We start from the raw sequence: 11,647 nt of genomic DNA on the forward strand, positions 1-11,647 counted from the left end.
ATAACTATATCCAAAAAGAACATAACAAGTTGTATCAAGCCGTGACGCAAGGGTCATCAATTTTAAAGGTCAATATTCTGTTTGTGATTCCAATAAGTAAATCTTTGATAGATTATTTGAAATAAGTCATTAATTATAATAATTATTATTTTAATCAGTTGATGTAAACTATTTATAGAAAATAAGAGAATATCTACCGTAATAGGCAGTTTAAATACCCAGGTTATGTTTTAGTAACCTGCTAAATTCAAGTTTAAAATTTCTGAATACACTGAGATTGTTATGTTTGGGAGTTATTATTGATAATACATCATTAGATAGAATTCTATTTTGGCTACCCTTTATCGTCTTTTTTATCAACATTTGATAAAATCGCCGGCATTTACAGAGCCATTGACCTGTCGAGCAGCTCTAATCTATCTCTTTTTATGTTGCAGAGTAGCTATATGATTAAATGGATCGTATTGGCGATTTTTGTGATTTCAGCGTTGTATATCCAAAATCGCGGTAAAGTGCGTCATTCGTTCTATCGTCAATTTTTTGACCATTCAACGCTTCTCGCACCGATTAATTTCTTAATGTACCTGTTTTCCAAGGTACCTAACCAGCCTTATATTGCTACCCAGCATTTTAAGGATCTGCAAACCTTGGACGAGCATTGGGAAATGATTCGGGATGAGGCCAGAGCCTTGTACCAGCAGGGAGGGATCAAGGCAGCCAGCAGTTATAACGATCTGGGTTTTAATTCGTTCTTTAAGACTGGATGGAAACGTTTTTACCTAAAATGGTATGATTCTAGCCATCCGTCTGCAGCAGAACTCTGTCCAAAAACCACGGCCCTATTAAAAACATTACCGACCATCAAAGCTGCCATGTTTACTGAGCTGGCCCCAGATAGCCGGTTAGTTCGACATCGCGACCCCTATGCTGGTTCATTACGCTATCATCTGGGTTTATTGACACCTAATGATGATCGCTGCTTTATTGATGTAGATGGTCAACGTTACTCATGGCGGGACGGGGAGAGCGTAGTTTTCGACGAAACCTATATCCATTATGCAGAGAACAAAACAGATGAAAACCGGATTATTCTGTTTTGCGATGTAGAGCGTCCATTAAAAACACGTTTGATGCAAAATTTTAATCATTGGTTTGGTAAAAAAGTGATGACTGCGGCCAGCTCGCCGAATGAGGCTGGCGACCAGACAGGCGGTTTAAATAAATTGTTTACTTATGTCTACCAGATCAGGCTTAAAGCTAAAGCATTGAAAAAGACCAATCGCCAACTTTATTACGTTTTAAAATGGTTTTTAATGCTGGGTATTTTCTTCCTGATTTTTATCCGGCCATATATTACTTAAAAATTTAATGCCCTGCGGGGCATTTTTATATTCGAATGCTTTGATAAATCAGGCGTAACTTAGAAGCATACAGGATGTACATCAAAACAGATAAATCAATTTTGATAAAAATAGAATGTGCATTTTTAAAGGTGTTTTGAACCAAGAATAATGAACCCATTGCTATAAGTCGTAAGCTATTTTACTCTGTTTAATACAGTTTCCTGTTCTATAATTGATATTTCTGAAAATTAAATAAATTTAAAATATTCAAACCATTGCTTCATAACTAATATTCAATTTTTTAAGTATAAACAAAACCGGCTAGCAAGATCAGGGATTAATATCTCTTCAAAAGTGTTTTCTTAAATAACCAGCAAAATTTGATTTTTCAAATAATATATCTATACATAATGAGTTTGATGTTAAAGGCTAGTGAATTTCTTTGAAAATTGTGAAGATGCTTGAAAAAGCCAGTAAAAGCATCACATCATGTGAAGAGCAAGATCTTGTCAATATAGGCCCCATGTGAACGAAAATGCACGCGAATATATAGAAAAAATTCTGGCAAACATGACCACTTTACCCGGGGTATACCGTATGTTGGGTAAAGATGGTGAACTCTTATATGTAGGAAAAGCCAAGAATTTAAAAAATCGTGTGTCGAGCTATTTTGTTAAAACTATCGAGCATCCCAAAACTCAGGCACTGGTAGCACGTATTTATGATATTCAGACTCTAATCACCCGGTCTGAAACAGAAGCCTTATTACTTGAACAAAACCTGATCAAGCTGCACCGTCCGCCGTACAATATCATGCTGCGTGATGATAAATCTTATGTCTATATTTTTGTGTCGAGTGATAAGCCTTATCCACGGGTAGCCAGTGGCCGGGGCAAGGGCAAGCATCAGGTTGGCAAGTTTTTTGGACCCTATCCCAGTGCATATAGTGCTCGTGACACCTTAGTCGTACTGGAAAAGCTGTTTAATGTACGCCAGTGTGAAAACAGCTATTTTGCCCAGCGCAAACGGCCGTGTCTGCAATATCAGATTAAGCGTTGTTCTGCACCGTGCGTCGGACTGGTAAGTCCTGAGGATTATCAGGAAGATGTAAAGAATACCATTCGCTTTCTGCAAGGTGATACCAAAGAGCTGAATCAGGAACTGATTGCCAAAATGGAAGAGGCCGCAGAAAAGCTCGAATTTGAAAAGGCCGTATTTTACCGGGACCGTCTGGGACTGTTGCGCGAAGTACAGGCCCAGCAAGCAGTTTATAAGGTCAAGGGTGAAGCCGATATTCTGGCAATTGCCTATCAGGCCGGAGTAACCTGTGTCCAGATTATGCATGTGCGTAATGGCCGGATGTTAGGGGGTAAAAGCTATTTTCCCGACATGCAAAATGATGACCTAGGACAGATGCTTAGTGACTTTATGGCTAACTTTTATTTTCAAGTGGCTGATGAGGTTCCGGCTGAGCTGATTGTAAATGTAGCCTTACCTAACACACAGGAACTTGAACAGGCTATTCAAACTGAATTTGGCAAGAAAGTACAGATCAAGCATAAAGTACGGGAAACCCGTGCCGAATGGCAGGAGCTTGCAGTCATGAACGTGCAGCATGCCATTAAAGGGCAGCTGAGCAACCATCTTGAACTGCATGAACGCTTTCACCAGCTAGAGCAGGTCATGGGCCGGCCAATTGACCGGATTGAGTGTTTTGACATTTCGCATACTATGGGTGAAGCACCGATTGCCTCATGTGTTGTATTTGATCAGGGAGGAGCACGTAAACGTGACTATCGGCAGTTTGCCATTCAGGATATCACCGGGGGAGACGATTACGCAGCCATGCGGCAAGCTCTGACCCGGCGTTATAAAAAAAGTCTATTACCAGACTTGCTGCTGATTGACGGCGGTAAAGGCCAGTTACATATGGCAATGGAAGTCATGCAAGACTTGGGTCTGGATGCTTTCATGGTAGGTGTTTCTAAAGGTGAAGGACGTAAACCGGGACTAGAAACCCTGCACTTTACGGATGGCCGCAAGATTCAGCTCGCTGAAGACCATAAAGCATTGCATCTGATTCAGCAGGTACGTGATGAGGCGCACCGTTTTGCCATAACCCGGCACCGTGCCAAGCGGGACAAACGCCGTGCAGGTTCGGTTCTGGAAGCCATACCTGGACTTGGTCCGAAGCGCCGGCGTGACTTGCTTACCCATTTTGGTGGGATTCAGGGTGTACTGAAGGCTTCAGAAAAAGAGTTAATGGTAGTTCCCGGTTTGGGTCCGGCACTGGCTCGAACGATTTATAAAATACTGCATGAATAATAGGCAAAAATTACCAAAGTAGAGGATGACTCCCGAGTCAGCAGCCATTCACAGCACTTAAAAAACTTGTCATGATGGCCCGAGCACAAGAATAATTGAGGCAAGGGATGTCATTAAAACAACTTTTTCAGGCTGTGACAGTTTCAGAAGAGATTGATATTCCAGCAGGCTGGTTACAGGGCCGGACCATTTATGGCGGACTGGTAGCGGGAATCCTGATGCACAAGGCTATAGCGACTGTCAATGATCCGCAAAAACGGCTGTTGAGCACCAGTGTGACCTTTGTTGGCCCGGTACAGGAGAGTCGTGCCAGAATCACCGCTGAGGTGTTACGTGAAGGTAAATCCGTAACGACGGTAGAAGTAAGGTTATGGCAGAATGATGAAGTCCAAAGTATTCTGCTGGCCAGCTTTGGTGCTGAGCGCCCATCTGCAATTGAAGTCCATCAGGAGCGTCATGCTCCTGACTATCCGTTGCCTGAACAATTAAACTGTCTGCCTTATCGGGAGGGCTTCTTACCACTGTGTTATCAGCAGTTTGAACTGTGCTGGGCCGAAGGGCAGTTACCCTGTAGTGGCAGCAAAACTCCAGACTTTGGTGGCTGGTTCCGGTTTAAGCCCGAATTTCATGATAATAGCGAACTTGAGCTGGCTCATTTGTTGACCTTGATGGATATCTGGCCACCTGCTGTGATACCGCTCTTTAAACAGGTGGCTCCTGCCAGTTCCTTGACGTGGCATATCACTTTGGTACATCCGGTCCAGCATGAGTTGCATGACTGGTTTAAATATAAAGCTTTTACAGATTTTGCAGGGGACGGCTATTCAACCGAATATGCCCATATCTGGGATGCCCAAAATCGCCTGATTGCGATTTCCCGGCAGACTGTAACAGTGTTTGCCTAGTGACACTAAATATCATTTCGTATAAAGTGACCCTACTAAAAATGGATAAATCCTCAAAATTTTCTATTACATGATCATGTGGTAGGGGGAAACACTGGCGGTGTCTATGACTACAGGTCGTATCCTGAATATTCCGAACATCTTGACTTTGGCACGTATCGGATTGATCCCGGTATTTTTGCTGGTGGTTTACTGGCCACCTGCAATGCAGGTAAGTGGGCATGAAAGCAGTATGACCCGGCATATTATTTTGACTGCAATTTTTGTGCTTGCTGCAGTAACCGACTGGTTCGATGGCTATCTGGCCCGAACCTTGAATCAGACTTCAGCCTTTGGGCGCTTTCTTGACCCTGTGGCAGATAAACTGATGGTTGCAGCGGCACTGATTGTGCTGGTGCAATGGCAACCGACAATTTCAATGGCCTTTGCTGCGATTGTCATTATTTCTCGTGAGATTACAGTTTCCGCCTTACGTGAATGGATGGCAGAACTGGGAGCTCGGACCAGCGTAGCTGTTTCTACGGTGGGTAAGTACAAAACAGCATTTCAGATGATTGCGATTTCTGTATTTCTGCTGAATTGGCCGCCGCTTGAATTAATTGCTTATGCACTGCTTTATACCGCAGTGCTTTTAACCCTATGGTCAATGTTTATTTATTTAAAGGCCGCCTGGCCTTATTTAAAGCAGCCTTAACAGTGGCCCTATAAAAAATCCCCATGATACAGGGGATTTTTTATAACTTTCTTTAAGCCAATACAGGCCTTAACTGTGAGTTTCTTCCTCAGCCTCTTCACCAAAAGTCTTGGCAATTTTTTCAATATTTAGGCTTTTCGCCATGGCATTGAAAATTTCCTTATAAACTCCGTCCTGATGATAAAGTGCATCATGTTCGCCGTGCTCGACAATTCGTCCCTCTTTCATGACATACGTATAGTCGGCGTCAATGATCTGCGACAGGCTATGTGAAATAATGATAACTGTCCGTCCCTGCTTGATCTTGTCTAGGCTCTGCTTGATCTGCTCGGAAGCAATCGCGTCCAGACTTGCAGTGGGCTCATCCAGAAAAATAATCGGTGGATCTTTAAGAAACATCCGTGCCAGGGCAATGCGCTGCTGCTGGCCACCAGAAAGCATCAGGGCATCCGTCTCATAGCTATGTTGCAACTGCATGATCTGCTCATGGATAGATGCTTTCCGTGCCGCTTCGATGACTTCATCTAGGGAGGCATCAGTCTTGCCATAACGAATATTTTCAAGAATTGAACCCTGAAAAATGTGGTTTTTTTGCAGCACTAGACCAATATGGTCACGCAGATAGGCCGTATCAATCTCTTCAATTGGAACTCCGTCGAGGTAGAGTTTACCTGGGGCTGGAAGATAAAATTTATCCAGCAGGCTGATAAGAGTGGATTTTCCGGCACCAGACAGGCCTACCAGTGCAGTAATACGGTTGGGTTGAATCTGCATATTTATATTCTTAAGAGCATGATGTCCGTTTGGATAATAAAAATCGACATTTTCTAGCTCGAACTGGCCCCGAATAACCGGCTTGCGTGTACCGCTTGATTCAATTTCATCATCAGCCTCCAGAATCTGGAAAAAACTCTCTGAATAAATCATGGCATCATTAACTTCATCATAAATACGGTGCAACGAGCGAATAGGGGCAGAAACGTTATTGAAGAGTAGTACGTGATACATAATCATCCCTATACTCATCTGGCCGGACAGAACAAAATACGCAGTCAGAATAATGATCAGAACAATACCGATCTGTTCAATAAAGGTTTTCATGCCATCAAACAAAAAGCTGGTCTGACGGGTACGCATCTGGTTTTGGGTCAGTTCTTTTTGTAGCTTGAGCTGTTTCTCTGCTTCTATCGACTCGCGATTAAAAGATTTAATTACGGTAATTGAGTTAATAATACTCAAAATGCCCTGACTCTTTTTTTCTCTTCCATCGCGCAGGTTGCGCCGCCATCCTCCCAGCTTCTGGGCTTGTTTGTAGGTTAGCCAGAAATATACCGGCACGATACACAGGGCTACAAGTCCTACCCAGACATTGGCATAAAACATGAGACCAAGCGCGACAATTGCACTGGTAAATAGAGGCAAGATATCAATAAAAAAAATCTGTACCAGTCGGGTCAAAGACCCGATTCCGCGGTCAATTCGTGTCTGTAATTTGCCTGCCTGATTATTTTCCTGGTTAAAAAAGGCCAGCCGGTATGTCAAAAATTTTTCAATAATGCCTTGGGCCAAGTCTTGTGACACCAGAATTCTAAGTTTTTCACCATAAAATTTTTGGCCAAAGGAAACCAGCGCACTAATAATTTCCTTCCCCAACAGAATTACACTAATGGTAACCAGAATATACCAGCCTGCATTCAGTCCCTGACCAGCTTCGACCAGACGGTTAATACTGTCGACAGCATACTGCAAGGTCAGTGCATTGACCTGGGCCGTAAATGCACCGATTAGCGTCAAGCCCAGTGTTGCCATAACCAGCAGACGGTACGGCCTGACAAAAGGGGAGATCTTTTTAAATAAATGCCATAAATTCATGCAAGTCGTTCTTGTTCTTAAGTTCTAAATTCAGTCTAAGGATTTAAATATATCGGCTCAACCCACCGCTCTGTGACAATTTGTGAATTGAGCAAAGTGATAAAACCATGTTTAGAATAAGTATTACCCTGATCTGTCCGGAGCAGTAATGAACCTTGAGCTCTTTGCGGCCCAGCCTCGATCAAATCTGCTGCCTTATGACGGCTCTGTTAAAGATTATGGTCAGATACTGACCGAGACAGACGCAACAGCCTATTTGCAATATTTTCTACAACAGCTGGCCTGGCAGCATGATGAAGTTATCCTTTATGGCAAGCATATACGAACCAGCCGTATGATCGCCTGGTATGGTGATGAAAAATTTGAATACCGCTATTCAGGTATTACACGAAAAGGACATATATGGGATGACAGACTCTGGAAACTTAAACAGTATATTGAAAAACTGACGGGCCAACAGTTTAACTCATGTCTGGCCAACTTGTACCAAGATGGCAGCCAAGGCATGGGCTGGCATAGTGATGATGAAAAAACTCTAGGTCAAAATCCGGTGATTGCTTCTGTCAGTCTGGGGGCAACCCGTAAATTCTGTTTTAGGCATAAAACCCAAAATGACAAGATAGAGGTCTTATTACAGCATGGACAATTGCTGTTAATGCGCGATGAAACCCAGCATTTCTGGAAACATGCCTTAATGAAAAGCACTCGGGTACAGGAACCCCGTATTAATCTTACATTTCGGTATTTCTGGCCAGAGGGCTAAAAAGCAGGGCAGACCAGCAGAGACAATAAAATAAAACAGCCCATGTGTGGAGGACATGGGCTGTTTTATTCAGAGGAGCTGTTTTCGAAAAAACAGAACAGTAATGTCATGGAACACTTTTGGCAATTACTGAAGAACAAAATCATCATATGAGAATTTATTTGAAATTACAAGAAATCTCTTCAAGTAATTTATGTAAATTATCGTATAGATTATTACTTAATAGATCAGTTCCCTTCTTCTGAGATAACAGAAAACTTCTTCTCGATTTGTGCGGCATTTTCCTTCAATGTCTCAATCAGTTTACTGACGTTAATAAACTCAAAGCGGCTTCTTGAAGCCAGTACAGTTAATGCCATAGGCGCTTCTTTAGAAGAAAACCGGATGGGTACAGACAAACCGGATACCCGTGGGTCGAGCTCACCCTGAGAAAAATAATAGCCCTGTTTTTTAATTTTTTTCATCTGCTGCATAAAGCTTTCCAGGTCCTGCGCAAATCCGACTTCAGAGAGCTGGGTAGCAAAGCGTTCATAATAATTATGGAGACGCTGTTTTGGCAGATGTGCCAAGATAACCTTGGGAGAAGACCCAACGTACACCGGACGTGGACAACCGCGGCCATAGGACAGCAGGTCGGTATTACGGAAAACCTCATGATGCACATCAATGCAGTAATCCTGATTAAGGTGAGTAAGCAGACAGCACAATTCGGTGCGTTCTGCAATTTCACTCATAAACGGACTGCTGGCCTGTACTACAGGATCAGTTGTACGTGAAATATAGTCCAGTACAGCAATTTTTGAACCCAGCGTATAATCACCTGATGTGCCACTAATACGCTGCAAAATGTCTGAAGAAACCAGTTCCTTGAGGTAACGATAACTGGTCGGTTTGGACAGGCCGAGTTCCTCACAGATAATGTCAACATTGATGACAGGCCGTGAAACTGAAAATAAATCAAGAACCGTCAGAATCTTGCCAAAACTAGAAAGTGCCATGTATACCTACTGTTGTCCAAAATCTTAATGATGAGCTATTACCTTTATAACAAATTGTAGAGACCGGTGAATATATTTTCAGGCTGGAAAACTTGGCCTATTAAAGTACGCTTAAGGAATAACTAGTAATCAAAATAATTTATTTATTATCATAATAAGATACTTTATTGACTATTTTTTGTTTATTTGAAAAAATACTCACATTAAGTATCTTATTTAGAAACTATCAAGATTAAAATAAGTGCTGTTTATTCTCTCCTTTTCTTTCGTCTGAAAGAAAACTTACCTGAACATTGATCCTGCTTTTAAAACGGAGATGTGTTGACTGCTGCAATATCTATATCAGGGCTTAAAAGCTAGGGTCCTGCTATGTGCGATATTTGGCAGGTCTAGGTAAGTTGATGTTGACTTGGAAGTACGCCTTAAAACGGATTTCTATTTTCGAGATACCACATGCTATTTAAACAAATCTTGGCCTTTCGTCCGGGCCGGATGGAACTGACTTTTGCGCTTAAAACTTTTATTGCCGGCATGCTGGCTCTATTTGTATCTTTTCGTCTGGATCTGATTAACCCGATGTGGTCGATTGGTACAGTGATGATTATTGCCAGTCCATTCTCAGGCATGGTCTCTTCCAAATGTGTATACCGGCTCATCGGAACGGTTGCCGGGGCGATAACCGCATTGCTATTGACTCCACCCCTGATCAATACGCCGTGGCTATTTTCTGTTGTACTGGCACTATGGGTCGGTTTTGCACTTTATATTTCTCTTTTGGACCGTACACCGCGCAGTTATGTATTTATGCTGGCCGGTTATTCTACTGCCATGATCGTATGTAATGCGATTGGCTATATAGACAGCTATAACATCTTTGATCTGGCTTTGGCTCGGGTACTGGAAATTTCAATCGGGGTGATTGCCCATGCTGTGGTCTCAGCGACAGTTTTACCGGTACATATTGGCTCGGTCATCAGACAGCGTGTCACTAAACTTCTGAATGATACTGAAAACCTGTTCAGTAATTTATTGAAAAATCCACATCCAGATCAGAACTATAGCGAACTACTGGCTGGCATAACCCGTGACAGTAGCGATATTCATGCACTTGCTGTGCACTTGTCTTATGAGAAGGGTGAATTGCAGGGCATGACCAAACAGTTGCAGGAAATGCTGCATCAAATGTCCATGGTAATTGCCAATCTGGTCGCCATGTCGGAAAAACGCGAACAGCTTTATCAACTTGGTTTTAAAAAATCTGAGTATCTGGAAAAACTTCAGCAGCATGTGCTGAATTTTCTAAATCAAAAGCACCCTGTAGCCGAGAGCCAATTGACTGAATTGCCTCCAGAGTTCCAGGCTGACTTCAATGAATTGCTGCGAGACGTTAACCCTGAACAATATATCGTTTTAAGCAGTATAAGAATGGATATCCGGCATTTTATTCATAATATCCGGACGGTTAAATTATTGTGGGGGCTGATTCAGGCAGGTGAGAAAAATATCCCTGAGAGTATTACTCCAATTACTACAACTTATCCGAGTTTACATCGTGATTATGGCGTGGCAGTGCGCGGAGGTATCAGCGCCTTTCTGATTACACTGATCGTTTGTGCGCTCTGGATCCTTTCTGGCTGGCGCATGGGCTTCATGATGGCACAGATGGGGGCAGTAACAGCATGTATTTTGACAGCACTTGATAACCCGGTACCCGTGCTACGTATCTTTATCTGGGGCAGTCTGGTTTCGGCTGGGCTGGTGTTTGTATATGCCTTTGGTATTTTTCCACATATTACGGCGTTTTGGGAGCTGGCACTGGTGCTTCTGCCCATGTTCCTGTTTTCTGTATCCATGATGGCCAATCCTTCTCTGATGCCAGTAGGAATGGTACTGGGTATTAATACCATGATGGGGCTAAATCTGCGTAATTCTTACAGTATGGATGCAGTGACCTATTTTGACAGCTCTTTTGCCATGATTCTGGGTGTACTGGTCTCACTGATTGTGATCTATTTTGTACGTGCCATGTCACCAGAAACCAGCGCAACACGAATACTGGCCCTGCATAGTAAAGCCATGCGCCAAGCACTTGTATTGCCTTATGGTACCCAGTTCAGGATTCATCTTAGAAGTATGCTCGACCGAATCGGTGTACTGAATACCAAAATGGTTCAGTCATCTGAGATTCGTTCTTCGATTAATGCAGCACTGGTTGAATGTAGTGCGATTGTCGATTTAAGCCGGCTGCAGGAACTGGCAGGTCAATTATCTGATCATGAGCTGCTGGTGAAACAGATTGAACAGCTGGGCCAGCAGCTCGAGCACTATTTTGAACTACGTGAACAGGTAGACCTGTGGAACGCTGTACCATCCACTGAACTTGTACGGCAGATCAAAGAGTTACGTTTACTTGCCACAAATGTTAAAGATAATGAGCTGCGACTTCGACTGCTAATTTCACTGAACAATATCCAGTGCAGTATTTGCCATATCGGGATGAGCAATACACAACTACATTTTAATATGGCAGGAGCGTGAGATGGGTGAAGTCAATATTTATGGACTTTATGTTCCGATTCTGCTGATACAGGCGATTTTGGCTTACGGATTACTCAAGCTTACAGATGTATTTACCCATCGCTGGGTTACAAATGGCTGGATTATGTGGCCAGGCATATTTCATCTTTGCTGGTATCTAGTGCTACTGCTCTGTATCCACTGGCTCTTTCTTTATTTTTCTGCTTGAT

Annotated in this window: 9 protein-coding genes; 7 read left to right on the forward strand and 2 right to left on the reverse strand. The window is 42.7% G+C overall.

Going from position 1 to position 11,647, the window contains the following annotated elements:
* The first annotated feature begins 446 nt into the window (after positions 1-446).
* The 4 genes from lpxO to pgsA all read left to right on the forward strand — a co-directional run bounded on the left by lpxO (position 447) and on the right by pgsA (position 5,267).
* The gene (gene lpxO / locus AC0VYT_RS01130; protein WP_005017026.1) at positions 447-1,361 is read left to right on the forward strand and encodes a lipid A hydroxylase LpxO; all 915 of its coding nucleotides are present in this window, start codon (positions 447-449) and stop codon (positions 1,359-1,361) included.
* A gap of 507 nt (positions 1,362-1,868) precedes the next feature.
* Positions 1,869-3,668 carry an excinuclease ABC subunit UvrC gene (uvrC, locus tag AC0VYT_RS01135; protein ID WP_005017023.1) on the forward strand — a complete coding sequence of 600 codons (1,800 nt, stop codon included), beginning with the start codon at positions 1,869-1,871 and terminating at the stop codon, positions 3,666-3,668.
* A gap of 107 nt (positions 3,669-3,775) precedes the next feature.
* Complete coding sequence (locus tag AC0VYT_RS01140) at positions 3,776-4,573, forward strand: acyl-CoA thioesterase (RefSeq protein ID WP_005404535.1); 798 nt, start codon at positions 3,776-3,778, stop codon at positions 4,571-4,573.
* Positions 4,574-4,679: 106 nt separating this feature from the next.
* Positions 4,680-5,267 carry a CDP-diacylglycerol--glycerol-3-phosphate 3-phosphatidyltransferase gene (gene pgsA / locus AC0VYT_RS01145; RefSeq protein ID WP_005017019.1) on the forward strand — a complete coding sequence of 196 codons (588 nt, stop codon included), beginning with the start codon at positions 4,680-4,682 and terminating at the stop codon, positions 5,265-5,267.
* Positions 5,268-5,336: 69 nt separating this feature from the next.
* Here the strand turns inward: pgsA and AC0VYT_RS01150 are convergent, their stop codons facing one another.
* Positions 5,337-7,139, reverse strand: a complete 1,803-nt coding sequence (locus tag AC0VYT_RS01150) for an ABC transporter ATP-binding protein (RefSeq protein ID WP_005404536.1) — start codon at positions 7,137-7,139, stop codon at positions 5,337-5,339.
* Between the two features lie 148 nt (positions 7,140-7,287).
* On the opposite strand from AC0VYT_RS01150, the gene AC0VYT_RS01155 reads away from it, so the two are divergent.
* The gene (locus AC0VYT_RS01155) at positions 7,288-7,902 is read left to right on the forward strand and encodes an alpha-ketoglutarate-dependent dioxygenase AlkB family protein (RefSeq protein ID WP_005404537.1); all 615 of its coding nucleotides are present in this window, start codon (positions 7,288-7,290) and stop codon (positions 7,900-7,902) included.
* A gap of 227 nt (positions 7,903-8,129) precedes the next feature.
* Here AC0VYT_RS01155 and AC0VYT_RS01160 read toward each other — a convergent pair whose 3' ends face one another.
* The gene (locus AC0VYT_RS01160; protein WP_005404539.1) at positions 8,130-8,900 is read right to left on the reverse strand and encodes an IclR family transcriptional regulator; all 771 of its coding nucleotides are present in this window, start codon (positions 8,898-8,900) and stop codon (positions 8,130-8,132) included.
* A gap of 453 nt (positions 8,901-9,353) precedes the next feature.
* Here AC0VYT_RS01160 and AC0VYT_RS01165 point away from each other — a divergent pair, with 453 nt between their 5' ends.
* Entirely contained in the window at positions 9,354-11,438 is a 2,085-nt protein-coding gene (locus AC0VYT_RS01165; protein WP_005404540.1) for an FUSC family protein, read from the forward strand.
* Position 11,439: 1 nt separating this feature from the next.
* On the forward strand, positions 11,440-11,646 hold the full coding sequence (locus tag AC0VYT_RS01170; protein ID WP_005017009.1) for a DUF1656 domain-containing protein: 207 nt from the start codon (positions 11,440-11,442) through the stop codon (positions 11,644-11,646).
* Position 11,647 lies beyond the last annotated feature (1 nt).

Source organism: Acinetobacter sp. QJM3NY_42 (assembly GCF_056173745.1).

What these genes read in the sequence shown, in the direction of transcription:
- lpxO (WP_005017026.1), top strand. Translation starts at nt 447, where the DNA reads ATGATTAAATGGATCGTATTGGCGATTTTTGTGATTTCAGCGTTGTAT.
- AC0VYT_RS01140 (WP_005404535.1), top strand. Translation starts at nt 3,776, where the DNA reads ATGTCATTAAAACAACTTTTTCAGGCTGTGACAGTTTCAGAAGAGATT.
- pgsA (WP_005017019.1), top strand. Translation starts at nt 4,680, where the DNA reads ATGACTACAGGTCGTATCCTGAATATTCCGAACATCTTGACTTTGGCA.
- AC0VYT_RS01150 (WP_005404536.1), bottom strand. Translation starts at nt 7,139, where the DNA reads ATGAATTTATGGCATTTATTTAAAAAGATCTCCCCTTTTGTCAGGCCG.
- AC0VYT_RS01155 (WP_005404537.1), top strand. Translation starts at nt 7,288, where the DNA reads ATGAACCTTGAGCTCTTTGCGGCCCAGCCTCGATCAAATCTGCTGCCT.
- AC0VYT_RS01160 (WP_005404539.1), bottom strand. Translation starts at nt 8,900, where the DNA reads ATGGCACTTTCTAGTTTTGGCAAGATTCTGACGGTTCTTGATTTATTT.
- AC0VYT_RS01165 (WP_005404540.1), top strand. Translation starts at nt 9,354, where the DNA reads ATGCTATTTAAACAAATCTTGGCCTTTCGTCCGGGCCGGATGGAACTG.
- AC0VYT_RS01170 (WP_005017009.1), top strand. Translation starts at nt 11,440, where the DNA reads ATGGGTGAAGTCAATATTTATGGACTTTATGTTCCGATTCTGCTGATA.